Origin of the sequence: Aeromonas sp. FDAARGOS 1403 (assembly GCF_019047325.1) — a bacterium.
Classification (GTDB): Bacteria; Pseudomonadota; Gammaproteobacteria; order Enterobacterales; family Aeromonadaceae; genus Aeromonas; species Aeromonas dhakensis.
Window position 1 is genome coordinate 3,510,294 of record NZ_CP077249.1, and the last position, 20,257, is coordinate 3,530,550.

General features: G+C 60.5%; 13 protein-coding genes. 6 read left to right on the forward strand and 7 right to left on the reverse strand.

Going from position 1 to position 20,257, the window contains the following annotated elements; translation table 11 throughout:
• Positions 1-88 precede the first annotated feature (88 nt).
• The 3 genes from I6L33_RS16400 to I6L33_RS16410 form a co-directional block, all read right to left on the reverse strand.
• Complete coding sequence (locus tag I6L33_RS16400) at positions 89-1,840, reverse strand: ABC transporter transmembrane domain-containing protein (protein WP_216972938.1); 1,752 nt, start codon at positions 1,838-1,840, stop codon at positions 89-91.
• The gene (locus tag I6L33_RS16405; protein WP_216972939.1) at positions 1,837-3,573 is read right to left on the reverse strand and encodes an ABC transporter transmembrane domain-containing protein; all 1,737 of its coding nucleotides are present in this window, start codon (positions 3,571-3,573) and stop codon (positions 1,837-1,839) included. Before I6L33_RS16405 ends, I6L33_RS16400 begins: the two co-directional genes overlap by 4 nt.
• Before the next feature lie 139 nt (positions 3,574-3,712).
• A complete protein-coding gene (locus I6L33_RS16410) occupies positions 3,713-6,514 on the reverse strand; it encodes a response regulator (protein WP_010634113.1) in 2,802 nt (933 codons plus the stop codon).
• 155 nt (positions 6,515-6,669) lie between these two features.
• Between I6L33_RS16410 and trxC the strand changes: the two genes are divergently transcribed.
• Positions 6,670-7,110: a thioredoxin TrxC gene (gene trxC, locus I6L33_RS16415; RefSeq protein ID WP_216972940.1), complete on the forward strand. Its 441-nt coding sequence runs from the start codon at positions 6,670-6,672 to the stop codon at positions 7,108-7,110.
• Between the two features lie 154 nt (positions 7,111-7,264).
• Positions 7,265-8,653 carry a DASS family sodium-coupled anion symporter gene (locus tag I6L33_RS16420; RefSeq protein WP_005300397.1) on the forward strand — a complete coding sequence of 463 codons (1,389 nt, stop codon included), beginning with the start codon at positions 7,265-7,267 and terminating at the stop codon, positions 8,651-8,653.
• Positions 8,654-8,994: 341 nt separating this feature from the next.
• Here I6L33_RS16420 and I6L33_RS16425 read toward each other — a convergent pair whose 3' ends face one another.
• Both I6L33_RS16425 and I6L33_RS16430 read right to left on the reverse strand, forming a co-directional pair.
• The gene (locus I6L33_RS16425) at positions 8,995-11,469 is read right to left on the reverse strand and encodes a glycogen/starch/alpha-glucan phosphorylase (RefSeq protein WP_005300394.1); all 2,475 of its coding nucleotides are present in this window, start codon (positions 11,467-11,469) and stop codon (positions 8,995-8,997) included.
• A gap of 384 nt (positions 11,470-11,853) precedes the next feature.
• Positions 11,854-12,051 (reverse strand): DUF4250 domain-containing protein, encoded by a 198-nt coding sequence (locus tag I6L33_RS16430; RefSeq protein WP_005300391.1) that lies wholly within the window; start codon positions 12,049-12,051, stop codon positions 11,854-11,856.
• A gap of 233 nt (positions 12,052-12,284) precedes the next feature.
• On the opposite strand from I6L33_RS16430, the gene I6L33_RS16435 reads away from it, so the two are divergent.
• Positions 12,285-12,770 (forward strand): cell division inhibitor, encoded by a 486-nt coding sequence (locus tag I6L33_RS16435; protein WP_216972941.1) that lies wholly within the window; start codon positions 12,285-12,287, stop codon positions 12,768-12,770.
• 457 nt (positions 12,771-13,227) lie between these two features.
• On the opposite strand, the gene I6L33_RS16440 is transcribed toward I6L33_RS16435, so the two are convergent.
• On the reverse strand, positions 13,228-14,751 hold the full coding sequence (locus I6L33_RS16440; protein WP_010634118.1) for a fumarate hydratase: 1,524 nt from the start codon (positions 14,749-14,751) through the stop codon (positions 13,228-13,230).
• 247 nt (positions 14,752-14,998) lie between these two features.
• Between I6L33_RS16440 and pabB the strand changes: the two genes are divergently transcribed.
• The 3 genes from pabB to I6L33_RS16455 all read left to right on the forward strand — a co-directional run bounded on the left by pabB (position 14,999) and on the right by I6L33_RS16455 (position 18,465).
• Positions 14,999-16,333 carry an aminodeoxychorismate synthase component 1 gene (pabB, locus tag I6L33_RS16445; protein WP_216974141.1) on the forward strand — a complete coding sequence of 445 codons (1,335 nt, stop codon included), beginning with the start codon at positions 14,999-15,001 and terminating at the stop codon, positions 16,331-16,333.
• A gap of 50 nt (positions 16,334-16,383) precedes the next feature.
• Positions 16,384-16,950: a CoA pyrophosphatase gene (locus I6L33_RS16450; RefSeq protein ID WP_005300376.1), complete on the forward strand. Its 567-nt coding sequence runs from the start codon at positions 16,384-16,386 to the stop codon at positions 16,948-16,950.
• Positions 16,951-17,166: 216 nt separating this feature from the next.
• A complete protein-coding gene (locus I6L33_RS16455; protein WP_024941547.1) occupies positions 17,167-18,465 on the forward strand; it encodes a serine/threonine transporter in 1,299 nt (432 codons plus the stop codon).
• Positions 18,466-18,906: 441 nt separating this feature from the next.
• Here the strand turns inward: I6L33_RS16455 and sstT are convergent, their stop codons facing one another.
• Positions 18,907-20,157 carry a serine/threonine transporter SstT gene (sstT, locus tag I6L33_RS16460; protein WP_010634121.1) on the reverse strand — a complete coding sequence of 417 codons (1,251 nt, stop codon included), beginning with the start codon at positions 20,155-20,157 and terminating at the stop codon, positions 18,907-18,909.
• Positions 20,158-20,257: the final 100 nt, after the last annotated feature.

Below are 20,257 nucleotides of genomic sequence, written 5' to 3' on the forward strand. Positions count from 1 at the left end.
AGGACGCGGATCACGCTGCCGCCATTTCTCCAGCCTAAAAAAAGAGGGAACCGCACGGGTTCCCTCTGCTCATTCCTGTGGCGGTCGATCAGGCCCGCTTCTCTTCCAGCCAGGCTCCCTGGCTCTGCATCTCGAACAACTGGGCATAATGGCCGCCCAGCGCCATCAGCTCGCCATGGCTACCCCGCTCGTTCACCTGACCGCGCGAGAGCAGCAGGATCTCGTCCGCATCGACGATGGTCGAGAGGCGGTGGGCGATGGCGATGGTAGTGCGACCACGACGTGCCGCCGCCAGCGCCGAAGAGAGGGCCAGTTCGGTCTGGGAGTCCACGCTGGCGGTCGCCTCGTCCAGAATGAGGATGCGCGGATCTCCCACCAGGGCGCGGGCAAAGGAGAGCAGCTGACGCTGACCGGCGGAGAGGTTCTTGCCCCCCTCCTCCATCAGGGTGTTCAAGCCCTCCGGCAGGCTCAGCACGAACTCGGCCAGCTGTACCTCGGTCAGCGCCTGCCAGAGCTGCGCGTCAAGGATGCCGTCGCGGCCAAGGCGCAGGTTTTCAGCCAGGGTGCCGACGAAGATAAAGGGATCCTGCTGGACCAGGCCGATGCTGCGGCGCACCGCCGAGAGCGACAGACTCGCCATCGGGTGATCATCGAAGCGGATGGTGCCCTGATCCAGCGGGTAGAAGCCCATCAACAGGCTGATGATGGTGGACTTGCCGCTGCCGGTGTGGCCCACCAGCGCCAGCATCTGGCCCGGTTTGGCGGTAAAGCTTACGTCGCGCAGCACCTGCTGCTCGCCATCGTAGGAGAAGCTCACCCGCTCGAAACTCACCTCTCCCTTGAGCGGGCGCATCTCGCCCGCGGTGCTCTCGCGCGCTTCATCGAGCAGGGCAAAGACCCGCTCCCCGGCCACCATGGCTTGCTGCAACTGGTTGAGCTGGTTGGTCATCTCGATGAGCGGCTCGATCATCCGCCCCAGATAGCTGATGAAGGCGTAGAGCACCCCCACCTGGATGGCCCCCTCCGCACTCAGTCCCTCGCGGGCAAACAGCGCCAACAGGCCGATCAGCACCATCATGTAGAAGAGATCGATGAGCGGGCGCAGCAAAATGCCGTTGATCTTGAGGCTCTTGAGGCGCGCCGCCCAGTGCTGCTGGTTCACCTCGGCAAAGGTGTTGGCGAAGTGGCGCTCCTGCACCATGGCCTGAATGACCGGCATCCCCTGCAGCGACTCGTTGAGGCGGCTGTTGATGTCGGAGAGCAGGCTGCGGGTCGCCCGCACCACGGGTACGCTCAGTTTCTGATAGAGCCACATCACCCCGCCCACCGCCGGCAGCAGGCAGGCACACACCAGCATCAGCCGCAGATCCAGCAGCGCCATGGAGATGAGGATGCCGCACAGCAGCACCACCTTCTGCACCAAGAGTCCAATCACCTGCACATAGAGGTTCATGATCGCCTCGGTGTCGTTGGTGATGCGGGAGATGAGCGAGCCGGAGCGGTGCTGGTCAAAGTAGCGAGCCGGCAGCCGGATGGCGGTGGCAAATACTTGCTCACGCAGGCGCTGGACCACCGCCTGGGCGATGCGGTTAAAGCGCAGGGACTGCAGGTAGAAACCGGCCGCAGACAATACCTGCAGGCCGAGATAGCCGGCGGCAATGGCCGCGATGGCGGGCCACACCAGCTGGCGCGGCGCCAGATAGTCGTCGATGAATAGCTTGATTAGCAAGGGACCGGCCACTTCGGCGCCGGTGGCCAGCAGCAGGCAGATCCCGGCCTGAATGAGCCAGCGTGGATAACGGGCGCAGTACCCGAGCAGTCGTTTGATGGTCGGGTTCACAGGCGCTCCTCCACGTCTTGCTCGAGACGCTGATAACGGACCATGTCCGCATACCAGCCGTTGTGGGCCATCAGGGTGCCGTGGCGACCCCGCTCACTGACATGGCCCTGCTCCAGCACCAGGATCTCGTCGGCCTGCTCCACCGCCGTCATCCGGTGGCTGACCAGGATCAAGGTCCGTTTGTGGGCCTTGAGGGCGTGCAGGATCTGCTGCTCGGTGTGAGCATCCACCGCCGAGAGCGCATCGTCCAGCACCAGGATCGGCGCCTCCAGCAGCAGGGCGCGGGCGATGGCGAGCCGCTGTTTCTGACCGCCGGAGAGGGTCACCCCCTTCTCCCCCACTTCGGTCTCATAGCCCTTGGGAAAGCGGCTGATGTCATCGTGCACGCAGGCGATGCGTGCCACCCGCTCAATCTCCTCACGGCTCGCATCGGGGCGGCCGAGGGCGATGTTGGCGGCGATGGTGGTGGAGAAGAGGAACGGCTCCTGCGGCACATAGGCAAACTGGCTGCGCAGCTCACCCAGCGCCAGTTGCGAGATGGGCACCTCCCCCATGCGGATCTCCCCCGCGGTGGGGTTGGCCAGTCGCATCAACAGCTTGAGCAGGGAACTCTTGCCCGCCCCGGTGCGCCCGACGATCCCCAGCATGCCGCCGGCTTGCAGGGTGAACTCCACATTGCGCAGCAGGGTGCGCTGCTCGAGCTGGTAGCTGAGCGTCACGGCGCGCAGCGGAAAGGCCGAGGCCAGCGCCACCGGGTGAACCGGCTCTTCGATGTCGCTGCGCTCGGCCAGCAGGCTCTCGATCCGCGAATAGGCGGCGCTGCCGCGCTCTATGATGTTGAACAGCCAGGCGATGGCAAACATGGGCCAGATCAGCTGACCGAGGTACATGGTGAAGCTGGTGAGCTCCCCCAGGGTCAGCTCGTCACGCAGCACCAGGGCGCTGCCGCCGGCCACCGCGAGGAAGTAGGAGCAGCCGATGCACAGGTAAATCACGGGGTCGAACTTGGCATCGATACGGGCCACCGCCATGTTGCAGGCACCCGCCTCCCGGGTCAGTTCGGCAAAACCACGATCTTCGAGCGACTCCACCGCGTAGGACTTGAGCACTCGCACGCCGGAGAGCGCCTCCTGGGTCTTGTTGTTGAGCCGGGAAAAGGCCCCTTGCGCCGCCTTGAACTCCTTGTAGATCTGGGTGCCGAAGCGGTTCATGAAGAACGCCATCACCGGCAGCGGCAACAGAGAGAGCAGGGTCAGCTGCCAGGAGTACTGGCTGCACATGATGGAGAGCACCAGGATCCCGACGATCATGGAGTCCACCAGGGTCAGCACCCCTTCCCCGGCGGTCATCTCCACCGCCTGGATGTCGTTGGTGGCATGGGCCATCAGATCGCCGGTGCGGTGGCGCTGATAAAAGTCCGGGCTCATGCGGGTAAAGTGGCCAAAGAGCCGGTTGCGCAGCACATAAGCCAGCCGGTAGGAGGCACCAAACAGCATGACCCGCCACACGTAGCGCAGCAGATAGATGAGCAGACCCAGGCCGAACAAGCCGGCCAGATAACCGGTCAGGGTGGTACTGTCCAGCGACCCTTTGGCGATACCATCCACCACCCAGCCCACCACCTTGGGCGGGATCACGGTCAACAGGGCCACCATCATCAACAGCGAGATGGCAACCAGGTAACGCTGCCACTGCTCCTTGAAGAACCAGCCCAGCCTTGCAAATACGCTCACGTAGATATCCTTTGTCGCGGCAGGCCGAGGCTGCCGCCCGTCATGGAAAGCCCAATGCAATCGCCCCCGGCTGGGGGCGATACGAGGAGGTCATGATAGCCTGAAGCAGAAGGCTTGAGAATTATTGCTATTTCACTTATTACAACAAACGATCATCGCGCTGTTCAAAGGCACCATACGATGCTTCATGCTGTTCTCCGGTCAGCAGGAAGTGAGACACCTCCTCCCGGGTCAGACTGAAGACCTGCTGCAACTGCTCCAGATCCTGCTCGGTGAGCTCTTCCTGCTGGCGCAGTCGCCACTCCAGCTCACCGGCGAGGATCTGCAGGCGGGAGGCGGAGATGTTGGCGGAAACCCCCTTGAGGGTATGCAGCAACCGGCAGGCGATGTCGGGCTGCTGGCGACGCAGGGCGGAGCGGATCTCCCACAGATCGTCCTTGTGCTCCGACATGAACAGCTTGAAGAGGATCTGCAGCGCCTCCTTGTCCTGCTCCAGCCGTCTAAGGGCATCCTCCAGATCCAGCACCCCCATCAGATCAGGCGGCTTCACCTCCAGCGGCACCAGCCGCTCGCCGCTGGCGCTCTTCACCCACTGCAACAGGTTGTTGTAGAGATCGAGCTTGCTGACCGGCTTGGTGACATAGCCATTCATCCCCACGCCGAGACAGCGTTCCCTGTCTCCCGGCATGGCGCTGGCCGTCAGGGCGATGATGGGCACATCGTGCTTGTCGACCATCTTGCGGATTTGACGGGTGGCATCCAACCCGTCCAGCACCGGCATCTGCAAGTCCATCAGGATCACGTCGAACGGCTGCTCGGCCACCCGCTCGACCGCCTCCCGGCCGTTGCCCACCACGGTCACCAGGGCATCGACCCGGCGCAGATATTCGATGATGAGCTGCTGGTTGACCCTATTGTCCTCCGCCAGCAGCACCCGGATGCCTTGCAGCAGCTCGCGAAAATGCTGCTGATCGCCCTGCACCTCGGCCTGGCGGAACTGCTGATCGTGTGAACTGCCGTTGAGCAGCTCGTCCACCTTGGCCAGCAGGGCATTTTCGGTCATCGGCTTGGGCAGAAAATGGGTCAGCCCCATGCTCTCCATCCGCCCGTGCAGTCCCTCTTTGGCCCAGGCACTGGTCATCAGGATGGGCAGCCGGCGCCACTGACTGTGCTGATACATCTCGAGCGCCAGATCCAGCCCATCCTCCTGCCCCATGCGCCAGTCGAGAATGGCCAGCCGGACGTTCTGCCCCTCTTCCCGCAGCACCTGCCGCGCCCGCGAGAGGCTGTTGACCGCCATCACCCTGGCCCCGGCCCGGCCCAGGATATCCTTGGCCAGGTCAAGCACCAGCTCGTTGTCATCCATCACCAGCACCAGCGGCTGATTCTCAAAGAAGACCCGCCGCCCGGAGACGCCGTACACCGCCTTGGTCATGGGGATCTCGAACTGGAACACCGAGCCCGCACCCGGTTTGCTCTGCACCGTGATCCGTCCTCCCATCAGCTCCACCAGCCGCTGGGAGATGTTGAGGCCAAGCCCGGAGCCGCCATATTTGCGAGTGTTGCCCGCCTCCAGCTGGGTGAAGGGCTGGAACAGCTGGGCCTGTTTCTCCTCGGCAATGCCGATGCCGGTGTCGCGCACGCTGAAACGCACCTGCATGGGATGGGGGTTGACTAGGGTGATGGACACCTCCACTTCGCCCCGCTCGGTAAACTTGATGGCGTTGTTGACCAGATTGACCAGCACCTGACCGAGACGCAGCGGGTCGCCACGCAGAAAGTCGGGCACCGCCGGCGACTTGTTGATGATGACCTCGACATGCTTGCGCTCGGCCAGATCGGCGAACATGCCCGCCAGCGAGTCGATCTGCTCGCTGAGATCGAAGTCGATCTCCTCCAGCGTCAGCTTGCCGGACTCCACCTTGGTCAGATCCAGAATGTCGTTGATGAGCAGCAGCAAAGTATCCGATGAAGATTTGATCTTGCTGAGATAATCCCGTTGCTGTTGGTCCAGCTCGGTCTGCAGCGCCAGCGAGCTGAAGCCGATGATGGCGTTCATGGGGGTGCGGATCTCGTGGCTCATGTTGGCCAGAAAGTCGCTCTTGGCCTGGGCCAGCAAACCGGTCTGACGCGACAACTCGCTCAGCTTCTGGTTGCGCCGCCACAGGGTCACCGCCACCAGTCCGAAGCAGAGCATGGCCCCCCCCAGCACCATCAGATAGAAGCGACTCTTGAGGGAGGAGGCCTGCTCCATCTTGCTCTGTTTCCAGCGCGACAATCCCTCCAGTTCATGCATGTCGATGACCTGGTTGCGCAGCACGTGATACGCCACGACCTGATGGCTGACATCCTCGCTCAGCTGGGCCAACCCGACCACTTCGGGATAGGCGGGATAGGCCGTCTTGAGACGGCGTTGCAGAGCCTGCAGCTGCTGTTGCTCCCCCTTGTCCCAGCTGCGTTTGAGGTAATTGCTGAGCTGGGCCAGCTCGGTCAGATCGATGGCCAGCGGCGCGTCCGCCGGCAGGGTTGCCAGCAAGCCGTTCAGCTGCTTTTGAAAGGGCTGCTCTATGTACTCGATCGCCATCTCCATGGAGTAGAGCTTGGCGAGATCAAGCAGATAGCTGTCGATATCGTGCAACAGCGATTGAGAGTGAGGATTGTCGGCCGAGTCTGGGTCGTTGCGCACCTGGCGCACGAAACTGTCGAGGTTGCTCGACAGCTGATTGAGTCGCTGCTGTACATTGCCGTCGTTGGCCTTCTCGCGCCCCAGCAGATAGACGGTATCGGTATTGACCCGGTTGAGGATCAACTCCGCCGCCACGCTGAGCTCCGAGGCTTTCTGCTGCTGGCTGAGCAGTTGCCAGCAATAGCCGGAAAACGCCAGCAGCGATACGATGATCAGGCTAAGTACAACACGATTGACCCGTGTCACATTATTCATCCCGTCTCGATTCTCATGTCATGGCCATGCATCCACCGACATCACGTCGCTACGGGATCATTGGCTGTGAAAGATAATTGACTGCTATGTTACCGTTACTCTGCCCTGACAGTGCAATAAAGATGTTGCAGGGCTTATGCATACAGGAATCAATTATGTCATTTATCACTACCTATTGTAGCCATTGCTTCACTAGGAACCGCCTGCCCGAGGAGAAGCTGGATTCAAACGCGAAGTGTGGTCGCTGCAAGAGCGGACTGTTCGCCACCACCCCGGTCACCGGCCAGGAGCAGCAGTTCGATACCCTGATCCAGTCCGACATCCCGGTCGTGGTCGACTTCTGGGCCAGCTGGTGTGGACCATGCCTTCAATTTTCACCTGTTTTTCAACAAGTTGCCAGTGAACTTGAGCCAAAAATCCGCTTCGTCAAGGTCGATACCGAGCAACAGGCCGCCATCGCGGCCCGCTACGCCGTTCGCAGCATCCCCACCCTGATGGTATTCAAGCAGGGCAAGATGGTGGCTCAGCGCAGCGGCTCACTGCCCCCCAGTCTGTTCAAGGAGTGGCTTGCCTCCTTCCTGAACAGCCACAAATGATACCAAGTTGTTTAATTTATGTTTTCTTTATGTTTTAACTTATCTTGACTCTGTGAGTCTCGGCATGCTTTGACCAGATCCCCCTGTTTCAAACGGGGGGATGAATGTAATCTCGGCAACACAACAACAACCATAAATTAACCGAGAGAACGATATGCACACATCTGCAGTACCCTCTACTACCCCATCACGCTGGCTGGACGTCAAATCCGGGATCGTCATCCTGGATGTCCTGCTGCTCTGTGCCATGCTCGCCTGGCTACCGTTTGACCCCAACGTCAACAAGGGGCTGGGGATCCTGGTCTTCATCGCCATTCTCTGGCTGACCGAAGCAGTCAACATCACCATCACGGCCCTCTCCATCCCGGTACTTGCCACCCTGCTCGGGGTGTTTGACATGAGCAAGTCCCTGACGGATTTCGCCAACCCGGTGCTGTTTCTCTTCTTCGGCGGCTTCGCACTGGCTGCAGCCCTCTCCAAACAAGGGCTGGATACCCAGATCGCCGCCAAGGTGATGCAGCTTGCCAAGGGTCACCTCGGCTGGGCCGCCATCGTGCTCTTCACCATCACGGCCGCCCTCTCCATGTGGATCAGCAACACCGCCACCGCCGCCATGATGATGCCGCTGGCCCTCGGCATGCTCAAAGGCATCGACGCCCACAAGGAGCGCCGCACCCTGGTCTTCGTCCTGCTGGGGGTCGCCTACAGCGCCAGCATCGGCGGCATCGGCACCCTGGTGGGCAGCCCGCCCAACGCCATCGCGGCCGCCCAGATGGGGCTGGGTTTCACCGACTGGATGAAGTTCGGCATCCCGGTGGTGCTCATCTTCATGCCGGTGGGCATCGGCCTGCTGTATCTGGTGACGCGCCCCGACCTCTCCCATCAGGTCAGCACCGAGAAGGTGACCATCCAGTGGACCGGTCAACGCAAGATCACCCTGCTCATCTTCCTGACCACGGTGCTGCTGTGGATCGGCTCCCAACCCATCGCCAAGGCAATGGGGGGCATTCCCCAGTTCGATACCCTGATCGCCATGGGCGCCATCGTGGCCATTGCCATCAGCCGGGTGGCCAGCTGGGATGACATCAACCAGAACACCGACTGGGGCGTGCTGATGCTGTTCGGCGGTGGCCTCACCTTAAGCGCCATCCTGAAGCAGACCGGCGCCAACGCCTTCCTGGCGGAACACCTCTCCAACGGTCTGGCCACCATGCCTATCTTCATCATCCTGCTCTGCCTGGCCGCGTTCGTGGTGTTCCTGACCGAGCTGGTCTCCAACACCGCCACCGCCGCCCTGCTGGTGCCGCTGTTTGCCGGGGTCGCCGAGGCGCTGGGTGTCTCCCCCATCGTCGTTTCCGTGCTGATCGCCGTCGGCGCCTCCTGCGCCTTCATGCTGCCGGTGGCCACCCCGCCCAACGCCATCGTGTTCGCCAGCGGTTACATCAAACAACGTGAGATGATGCGGGCCGGCCTGGTGCTGAACCTGGTCTTCACCGTCATTCTGACCATGCTCGCCTACTTCATGGGCGACATACTGCACTGACAAACCAGATACCAAGGCCCCTGACGGGGCCTTTTTTTATTGCCTCTCTTGCCTGCCGACACTCGAGTGCGCACCTTTTTCTCCCGTCCTCAGCCCCCTCATTCGACGTCACACGTCCTCAAATAGCAGAACTGTATGCAGAGGGTGGCAATGGGCAGTTTGGCAGTTTGGCAGTCGGGCAGTCGGGCAGTCGGGCAGTCGGGCAGTCGGGCAGTCGGGCAGTCGGGCAGTCGGGCAGTCGGGCAGTCGGGCAGTTTGCTTTTGTCCCGCATTCACACAACCAACACCGCCCACGCCCAATAAAAAACCCCCGCATGGCGGGGGTTTGGTTTGCTCTCTGGTCAGCCGATGCTGCAGGGCTTCAGGTTCCAGATCCGATCCACATAGTCCTGGATGGAGCGATCGGAGTTGAACTTGCCCATGGTGGCCGAGTTGATGATGGCCTTCTTGGCCCACAGTGCCGGATCCCGATACCAGGTATCGATCAGCTTGTGCGCTTCCGAGTAGGAAGCAAAATCGGCCAGCGTCAGGTAGGGATCCCCCCCTTCCAGCAAGGAGCGCTTGATGGAGGAGAGCTCACCCGGACGACCCGGCGTGAAGTAGTCGGTATCAAACCAGTCCAGCACCGCTTTGAGCTCGGAGTTGGCGTAGTAGAAGTCATACGGGTTGTAACCGCGCCCCTTCAGTGCCTTCACCTCGTCCACGTTCAGACCGAAGATGGCGCAGTTCTCGGCCCCCGCCTCTTCGGCGATCTCGATGTTGGCGCCGTCCAGGGTACCGATGGTGATGGCACCGTTCAGGGCCATCTTCATGTTGCCGGTACCAGAGGCTTCATAACCGGCAGTGGAGATCTGCTCGGAGACGTCGGCCGCCGGGATCAGCTTCTCGGCCAGGCTCACCCGGTAGTTCGGCATGAACACCACTTTCAGCTTGCCCTGAATGCGAGTGTCATTGTTGACCCGCTCCGCCAGCTTGTTGATGGCGTAGATGATGTCCTTGGCCAGCTTGTAACCGGGCGCCGCCTTGGAGCCGAAGATGAACACCCGCGGATGCATGTCATAGTCGGGGTTGGCCAGCAGACGACGATAGAGCGCCATGATGTGGATGAGGTTCAGTTGCTGGCGCTTGTACTCGTGCAGACGCTTGATCTGGACGTCGAAGATCGCCTCGGCACTGACCTCGATACCGGTTTCCGCCTTGATGACCTTGACCAGCTTCTCCTTGTTGTGGCGCTTGATGGTCATGAACTGCTTCTGGAAGGCCTTGTCGTCGGCAAACTTGGTGACGCTGCGCAGCTTGTCCAGTTGCAGCGGCCACTCCTTGCCCACCACTTCGTTGTAGAGTTCGGCCAGTTCCGGGTTGCAGGCCAGCAGCCAGCGACGCGGAGTCACGCCGTTGGTGACGTTGCACATTTTCTCTGGCCACAGCTCGGCATACTCGGGGAAGAGATCTTCCTTCACCAGCTTGGAGTGGATCTCGGCCACGCCGTTCACCTTGGAGGAGCCGATGACACACAGGTTGCCCATGCGCACCTTGCGCACCGCTCCCTCTTCGATAATGGAGAGCTTGGCCTTGATGGCGTCGTTGCCCGGCCACTTGGGCTCCACCAGCTCGCCCAGGAAACGGGCGTTGATTTCGTAAATGATCTCGAGATGGCGCGGCAGCACCTTCTCGAACAGGCTGACCGACCACTTCTCCAGCGCTTCCGGCAGCAGGGTGTGGTTGGTGTAGGAGAACACCTGGTAGCTGATGGCCCAGGCCGCTTCCCAGGTCAGCCCCTCTTCATCCACCAGCACCCGCATCAGTTCGGGGATGGCGACGGTGGGGTGGGTGTCGTTGAGCTGAATGGCGATCTGGGCGGCAAAGTTGCTGAAATCGGCGCCATGCACCCGCTTGTAGCGACGCATGATGTCCTTGATGGAGCAGGCACAGAAGAAGTACTGCTGGATCAGGCGCAGCTCTTTGCCCGCATCGGTCTCGTCGTTCGGATAGAGCACCTTGGAGATGGTCTCGGCCTGGGCTTTTTCCGCCTGGGAGTCGATATAACCACCGGCGTTGAACACGTCCCAGTCAAAAAACTCGGAGGCGCGAGACTCCCACAGGCGCAGGATGTTGACGGTATGACCGCCAAAACCGACTACCGGGATATCCCAGGGCACCCCTTTGATCTTGCGACCGGCGTGCCACACCTTCTTGAGGCCGCCGTTGTCGCCAAAGACGGTCTCCACGTAACCGTATAGCGGGATCTCCTGCACCGATTCCGGGCGACAGATCTCCCAGGGGTTGCCATATTCGCGCCAGGAGTCCGGACGCTCAATCTGACGGCCATCCTGAATTTCCTGACGGAACAGGCCGTGCTCGTAGTGGATGCCATAACCGACCGCCGGGTAGTTCAGGGTTGCCAGCGAATCGATGAAGCAGGCGGCCAGACGGCCCAGGCCGCCGTTACCGAGTGCCATGTCGGGCTCTTGTTCACACAGATCGGTCAGTTCCAGACCGAGTTCGCCCAACGCCTCTTCGCAAATCTTGTACAGGGAGAGGTTGTGCAGGTTGTTGGAGGTCAGGCGCCCCATCAGGAATTCAGCAGAGAGATAGTGAATTGCACGAGTATCTTTCTTGAAGTGAGTCTGCTGAGTGCGGGTCAGGCGCTCGTACACCTGTTCGTTGACGGCGGCTGCGGTCGCTTTCCACCACGCTTCTGGCGAGGCTTTCTGTTCGCTTGTACCCAAGGTAGAACGCAGGTGACGCACGATACTCGCCTTGAGCTGATCTTTATCCAGTTGGAGATCCTGGTCTGTCTTCTTCTTGGTAGCCATAAACCATTTCCTTCGTTACAGAATAATAAATTGTTATCCCATCAGGGACCGGTGCTGTTGTTATCTGAGAATATGTTCCGGCGTGGGCATACTAGCTAAAGCCGCAGCTTGAAAAGTTAACGCAAGTCACACTTTAACGTATAAAAATGACAGTTCAAGTTTGAAAACCCTTTCCTGAAACCTGCAAATACAAACCCATCATTTCCTTTAAAATCAAAATCTTAAGCTTATATCGCAAATATAAATTCATGAATAGGTTTTCAACGATTGCCAAGCGCTGAAAATCCATGAAAATAGCTGAAAATTCAGCGCACATTGAAAACGATTTCAATGTGCGCCATTCATGAAAAAATAGAACAGTGCCATTCGGGGATTGTTCGCTGCTCAACCGTGAGCCTTGAACTGGTTGCTCATGGGATCGTAGTGGTAGCCAATCTGCAACAGGCGGGTGGCAAGCTGGTCTTCCGTCATGTCGTAATAGGCCAGCAATTCCTCCAGCCCATCGCACTCTAGCCGCAGCTTCTCATTGATGATCCCGAGCAGGATATTGGCATCCAGTCGTTGCAAGGTGCTGACGTCCATCCTCATCTCTCCTCTGTACAGGACATACTGTATAACCATGGGCGCCCCTGCCCGCTTTGTCCATAGCCTGAAAAACACCCACCTCAAGATTGAAGTTTATATATTTTAAAATCAATTAGTTAACTTCTTTCATTACCGTTCAGATCACATTTTTGGCCACAAACGGCTTGTCACTACTGCGAACAACGACTACTGTATGCACATACAGCATGGTTATTCATACAGGAAAACATATGAGCCAGCCCATGAGCCACACCCTTGTCTCCGTCGCCAGCATGAGCAGCCCCTGGCCCACCCGCCATCAGGGCAAGCAGGACGAATATAGCCACTCTGCGAGCCTCACCCGGGAACCGCCGCTGCTCGATGAGCTGGTGCGCTTGAGCCAGGGTGACACGGGCTGGATCCTGCTCATCGCGCCACCCGGTCTGCCCGTGGCCAAGCAGTTGCAGGCACAGGGGATCAATCCGGCTCGGGTACTGGTGGTACACAGCCCCAAGATCAAGAACTGGCAATCCACGCTGGAGCAGAGTCTGGGCAACGGCCGCTGCGCCGCCGTGCTGACCTGGCTGCCGGAACAGGTCACGCTGGATCGGGCCAAGCTGAGCACGCTGGGACAACGCTGTGGCGTATTGACCCGTTTCTTCGAGCCAGTCGCCTCCTCTCCCGCTCATGGTGGCTCGCTGGTCTATGGCGGACAGGATGTTTATCTCAATCACTGATCCACCCAATCGTGTGAAAAGACATGCGGTTAGGTTGATTTGACAGCGGTTTTTGAATTGGGTGATGAATCGTTTGCCAATCACCGAGTAATAAGAGCCCTTGCCACCAGACAACAGTGGCAAGGGTAAAGAGACGCCAGCCGACTGACGAACGTGGGACCAGCGTTGACAGCCTTGTGCACCACGCACAGAGAGCGTCAGTTGGCAGTTGGCAGTTGGCAGTTGGCAGTTGGCAGTTGGCAGTTGGCAGTTGGCAGTTGGCAGTTGGCAGTTAAAATTCACACGACAGACACGCAGACGAAAAGAAAAGGCGACCCTGGGGTCGCCTTCGTTTTGTTTGTTATGGCTGAGGCTGCATGACGGCCACATCCATGGCAGTCGCGCATCGCCCCCGTGCACTCAGGACATAAAGCCCCGTCTCCATACCGCAGGTGAACAGCCCTCAGACACCTTCAACTCACGCCAGCTTGCCATCGAGCTCGGCAATCTTGGCAGACCAGTAGGCCGGCCCGGTCTCGTGGATATTGTTGCCCTGGGAGTCGACCGCCACGGTTACCGGCATGTCCTCGACTTCGAACTCATAGATGGCTTCCATGCCCAGATCGGCGAAGGCCACCACCCGCGCCTTCTTGATGGCCTTGGCCACCAGATAGGCGGCACCACCGACGGCCATCAGATAGACGGCCTGGTGCTGCTTGATGCTCTCGACCGTCTTGGGGCCCCGCTCGGACTTGCCGATCATGCCGATGAGGCCGGTTTCCCCCAGCATCATGTCGGTAAACTTGTCCATCCGGGTGGAGGTGGTCGGGCCGGCCGGGCCGACCACTTCGTCACGCACGGCATCGACCGGGCCCACGTAATAGATGAAGCGGTTGGTGAAATCGACCCCTTCCGGCAGCCCCTCACCTTTTTTCAACATGTCGGCAATGCGCTTGTGAGCGGCATCGCGACCGGTGAGGATCTTGCCGGAGAGCAGCACGGTATCCCCGCTCTTCCAGCTGGCGAGCTCTGCCTTGGTGATGCCGTCGACATTGACCCGGCGCACGTTGCCGCCGGCCGAGCGGGTGATCTCCGGCCAATCTTCCAGTTTCGGCGGGGTCAGCTCGGCCGGGCCGGAACCATCCAGCTCGAAATGGACATGGCGGGTGGCCGCGCAGTTGGGGATCATCACCACCGGCTTGGAGGCGGCATGGGTCGGCGCAGATTTCACCTTCACGTCCAGCACGGTCGTGAGGCCGCCGAGGCCCTGGGCACCGATGCCGAGCTTGTTGACCTTGTCGTAGAGCTCAACCCGCAGCTTCTCCTCTGTGGTCTCGGGACCACGGGCGATCAGCTCCTGGATGTCGATGTGCTCCATCAGCGCTTCCTTGGCCAGCACGGCCGCCTTCTCGGCGGTACCGCCGATGCCGATGCCCAGCATGCCGGGCGGACACCAGCCGGCCCCCATGGTCGGCACTGTCTTGAGCACCCACTCGACGACGTCGTCGGAGGGGTTGAGCATCACCATCTTGGATTTGTTCTCGGAGCCGCCGCCCTTGGCCGCGATGCTCACTTCCACCTTGTTGCCCGGGATCATGTCGATGTGTACCACGGCCGGGGCGTTGTCTTTGGTGTTCTTGCGGCTGCCGGCGGGGTCGGCCAGCACGGAGGCGCGCAGCGGGTTGTCCGGATTGGTGTAGGCGCGGCGCGTCCCTTCATCCACCATCTCCTGCACCGTCATGTCACTGTCCCACTGCACCTGCATGCCGATCTTGACGAAGCAGGTGACGATGCCGGTATCCTGGCAGAGCGGACGATGACCTTCGGCGGACATGCGGGAGTTGATCAGGATCTGGGCCAGGGCATCCTTGGCGGCCGGGTTGATCTCCCGGTCATAGGCGGCCTTGGCGGCATGCACGAAATCGAGGGGGTGGTAGTAGGAGATGTACTGCAGGGCGTCGGCGATGGAATCGATAAAATCCTGTTTTTTAATGATGCTCATATCATCCTCACTGGTCCTTGTCTCCCGTGTTGGTTGGAGCAAGGGCTTCCATATGAGCCGTGCTTCGGTGGGGTGGTGCCAGGCGGTCTGCCTGTCTGCCCGATAAGACAACGGCGCGTTTTTTCTAAAAATTCCGGCGCCTATGATACGCTTGCCACCCCGTACCGGCTAGGGAGCAGGCTGCAAACTGTTGCCTGTGTAACAAAAAATGAAACCAACGCTGCATATCCACCATTTTGAACACCAGATGGCGCTCCATGCGCTGTTCGCCCGCCTTCACCACCTGCCCTGGGCCATGTTGCTGGGATCCGCCGGCCCGCTGGGTGCGGACAACCGCTTTGACATCATCACCGCCGATCCGCTGGCCACCCTGCAGACCGACGGGGCGCTGACCCGCATCGAGCAGGGAGAGCAACACGAGTCCAGTGAAGATGATCCGCTGACCTTGCTGGCCCGGTGCCAGCGCGATCTGTTGGGAGAGATCACCAGTCAAGCGACCCCCCTGCCCTTCATCGGCGGGGCGCTCGGCCTGTTTGGCTATGATCTGGGCCGCCGCTTCGAGCGTCTGCCGAACCTGGCCGCCCGCGACGTCACCATCCCTGACATGGCGGTCGGCATTTATGACTGGGCCCTGCTGCGGGAGGTGGCAACGGGCAAATGGCAGCTGGTGCACTGGGGCGACGAGGCCGGCCTTGCCCGCCGGCTGCAGTGGCTGGAGGCACAGCACGAGCTTGCCACAGACCCCTTCGCTCTTGCTGGCCCCTGGCGCAGCAACATGAGCCGCGCCGAATATGGCGACAAATTTGCCCGGGTGCAGGCCTATCTGGCGGCAGGGGATTGCTATCAAATCAACCTGACCCAGCGTTTCAGCGCCCCCTATCGAGGTGACGAGTGGCAGGCTTACCAAGCGTTGTCACGGGCCAACCGCGCCCCCTTCTCGGCCTTCCTGCGCTTGCCGCAAGGGGCCATCCTGAGCCTCTCCCCCGAGCGTTTCCTGCTGCTCGACCAGCGCCACATCGAGACCAAGCCCATCAAGGGTACTCGTCCGCGGCTGGCCGACCCTACGCTGGATCAGGCCAGTGCCCGCGAGCTGGCGGAGGCCGACAAGGACAGATCGGAAAATCTGATGATCGTGGATCTGCTGCGCAACGACATCGGCCGGGTGAGCCGGCCCGGTTCGGTCAGCGTGCCCAGCCTGTTTGCGGTGGAATCCTTCCCGGCGGTGCACCATCTGGTTTCCACCATTCACGGCGAACTGGATGCCCGCTGGCAGGGCGTGGATCTGCTGCGTGCCTGCTTCCCCGGTGGCTCCATCACAGGCGCCCCCAAGATCCGGGCCATGGAGATCATCGAGGAGCTGGAGCCCCAGCGGCGCAACGCCTACTGCGGCAGCATCGGCTACCTCAGCCAGCACGGCCGAATGGACACCAGCATCTGCATCCGCACCCTGATCGCCGCACAGGGCCAGCTCCACTGCTGGGCCGGCGGCGGCGTCATCGCCGACTCCGACGTGGACGACGAATATCAGGAAACCTATGACAAGGTGGCCCGCATCCTGCCACTGCTGGACGCACTGCGTTGAAAACCTGACAAAATGATCTCAGCGACTTGAAGGAGTGAAGAAGAATCGAGATGGAACGAGCCGAACTGCTGACCCGCTTTTTGTTGCAACGCCCCGCCCCCGCTCACCGGCTGACGGTGGCCGGGCTCAAGCCCGCCGCCGTGCTGCTGCCGCTGGTTGAACGGGCCGACGGCCTGCAATTGCTGCTGACCCGGCGCAGTCCGCACCTGCGTCACCACGCGGGGCAGATAAGCTTCCCCGGTGGCAGGCAGGATCCGGATGACCGGGATCTGATCCACACGGCGCTGCGGGAAACCCAGGAGGAGCTCGGCATAGTCCCGGCCCAGATAGAGGTGCTTGGCACCCTCGCTCCCCTCAACACCGTCTCGCAATATGACGTGCTGCCGGTGCTGGGACTGGTAGCGGCCGACTATCAGCTCACCCTGAGCCGGGACGAGGTCGACCAGGCCTTCGAAGTGCCGCTCAACCACCTGCTGGATCCGCGCCACCATATCGCCCTGACCATTCCTAGAGCCGATCACCTGCACACCATCTATTGGATCCCCTGGCAGGATCATTTTATCTGGGGTGCAACCGCCAGCATGATCCGCCAGCTGTCACGGCAACTCTCCAGATAACATATTGCCAACAAATGCCTGTGCAATATTCATGCGTTAACACTAAAATAACGTGGTATTTTATAAAAAATAATTGATTAATTCTTCTTTTGATCACATTTCCATAAAAGAGTGCGGTTTTCAGTCCCATAAAGGTGAATTTGATCAACATTTTTGATTAAAAAACCCGTATCCTTGCGCCGATTCTATAAAAACCACAATTCAGGGGTGAGACACATGTCTAATACTGTCACCGGCGCACAGGATGTTGCGACCTCACAGGAGCAAGGAACCCGCTCAGTCCAATCGCGTGGTTGGACCAAACAAGACACTCGCTGGGTAATCAGCCTGTTCGGTACCGCCGTCGGCGCCGGCATCCTGTTCCTGCCCATCAACGCCGGCATGGGCGGCTTCTGGCCGCTGGTGGTCATGGCGCTGCTGGTCGGCCCCATGACCTATCTGGCACACCGCGGCCTCGCCCGCTTCGTGCTCTCGTCAAGCAAACCCAATGCAGACATCACGGAAGTGGTGGAAGAGCACTTCGGCGTGGGTGCCGGCAAATTAATCACCCTGCTCTACTTCTTCGCCATCTACCCCATCGTGCTGATCTACGGGGTGGGCATCACCAATACCGTGGAAAGCTTCATGGTCAACCAGCTGCAGATGGCGGCGCCGCCGCGCTGGATCCTCTCCATCGTGCTGATCATGGGCATGATGTCGGTGATGCTGGCTGGCGAGAAGCTGATGCTCAAAGTGACCGAGTTCCTGGTCTACCCGCTCATCGCCATCCTGGTGGGGATCTCCTTCTACCTGATCCCGGACTGGACCGGTGCCGCCCTCTCCCAGGTACCGTCCGGCAAGGACTTTGCCATCACCCTGTGGCTGACCATCCCGGTGCTGGTGTTCTCCTTCAACCACAGCCCGGCGATCTCCAGCTTCTCCCTGGCCCAGCGCCGCGATCACGGCGAGCAGGCGGTCGAGAAGTCTGACGCCATCCTCAAGCGCACCGCGACCATCCTGCTCGGTTTCGTGATGTTCTTCGTCTTCTCCTGCGTGATGAGCCTGACCCCGGCACAGCTGGCCGAGGCCAAGTCCCAGAACATTGCCGTGCTCTCCTACCTGGCCAACCAGCACTCAAGCCCCATCATCTCCTACTTCGGTCCGCTGGTGGCGTTCGTGGCCATCGTCTCCTCCTTCTTCGGCCACTACCTGGGTGCCCGTGAAGGCCTGAAGGGGATGATCGTCCAGAACCTGCGCAAGTCCGGCAAGGAGCCGAACCACAAGAAGGTCGAGATCTTCATCATCGCCTTCTTCATCCTGACCCTGTGGGGCACCGCGGTGATCAACCCCTCCATCCTCGGCATGATCGAGTCGATGGGCGGCCCCATCATCGCCACCATCCTGTTCATCATGCCGATGTACGCCATCAAGCGCGTGCCGGCCATGGCGAAGTATCAGGGCCACATCAGCAACGTCTTCGTGGCCCTGATGGGGATGACCGCCATCTCCGCCATTCTCTACCAGCTGATCGGCTGACGCTGACAGAGACCAGCAACAATGCCAGCCGGGTAACCGGCTGGCATTTTTTTATGGTGCAGGGCTGATTGCAGTTCTTCGCGAGGCAAAAAGAGAGGAACCCTTGAGAGCGAGTTGGCTGGCAAGCCACAACAACCCGGCCATGCCTGCTCACGTTTTCGCTCTAACAACCCACCCTGCTCGGGCTGGTGTATCGAGCCGCCGTCAAGCCGATCAACTCCTGCCCGCATCATCCGAGACGGCAAAGCCCTCCCTCTTCCACGCTCGCACACCCCTTCATCCCGACCCAATGACGGCTGCCGGGTTTCAGGTCGTGAAGCCTTCTTCTCTGTTTGCCGGGAGGATTGCCAGGAGTCACGACAGCTACCCGCCCCATCCGGGCGGCAATAAAAAACGCCCTCAAATGAGGGCGTTGTCGTTGTGAATAGAAAGATACGGCTATCAGGCTTCGCTGTTGGGCACCGGCGAGATGTCCAGCAGGGTCTCATCTTCGGCCATGCAGGCCGCGGCGGTGAACAGCACGTCGGTGGAGCTGTTGAGGGCCGTCTCTGCGGAGTCCTGCAGCACGCCGATGATGAAGCCGACCGCCACCACCTGCATGGCGATGTCGTTGCTGATGCCAAACAGGCTGCATGCCAGCGGGATCAGCAGCAGGGAGCCGCCGGCCACACCGGAGGCGCCGCAGGCACTGACGGTCGCAACCACGGAGAGCAGAATGGCCGTCGCCGGATCCACGTCCATCCCCAGGGTGTGGACCGCCGCCATGGAGAGCACGGTAATGGTGATGGCCGCACCGGCCATGTTGATGGTGGCCCCCAGCGGGATGGAGACCGCGTAGGTATCCTCCGGCAGACGCAGTTTTTCGCACAGCGTCATGTTGACCGGAATGTTGGCGGCTGAGCTGCGGGTGAAGAAGGCGGTGACGCCGCTCTCTTTCAGGCAGGTCAGCACCAGCGGATAGGGGTTGCGGCGGATCTTCCAGAACACGATGAGCGGGTTGACCACGAAGGCGATGAACAGCATGCAGCCGATCAGCACCACCAGCAGTTGGGCATAGCCAAACAGGGCCTCAAAACCGGTTTCCGCCAGGGTGGAGGCTACCAGACCCAGAATGCCGAGCGGTGCGCAGCGGATCACCGCTTTCACAATGGTGGAGACGCCGTGGGACAGGTCGGTGATCACCGCTTTGGTCCCTTCGCTGGCGTGGCGCATGGCGATGCCAAGGCCGATGGCCCAGGCCAGAATGCCGATGTAGTTGGCGTCCAGCAGCGCCTTGACCGGGTTGGTCACCACGTTGAACAGCAGGGTCTGCAGTACCTCGGTGATGCCGCCCGGCGGGGTGATCTCGGCACTGTTCGCCACCAGGTGCAGGTTGGTGGGGAACAGGAAGCTTGCAACCACGGCCACCGCAGCCGCCAGGAAAGTTCCCAGCAGATAGAGCAGCAGGATCGGCTTCATGTTGGTTTTTTGACCCTGCTTGTGGCCGATGATCGCCGCCATCACCAGTACGAAGACCAGCAGCGGCGCCACCGCCTTCAAGGCGCCGACGAACAGGCTGCCGAGCAGACCCGCCGCTTTGGCCCATTCCGGCATGAACATGGCAAGGAGGATACCGAAGACCAGACCGACCAGGATCTGGCTAACCAGGCTGGTGCTGTTGACCAGTCTTATGAGGGGGTGTTGTTGTGTCATCAAATAGTCCCTGAGCACCTAAGTGCGTGAATCATTAGTCCTGTTGGCAACCGCTACACCAGGCGACACCCATGTCACGGGCTGGCGTCGTCTGCCCCGG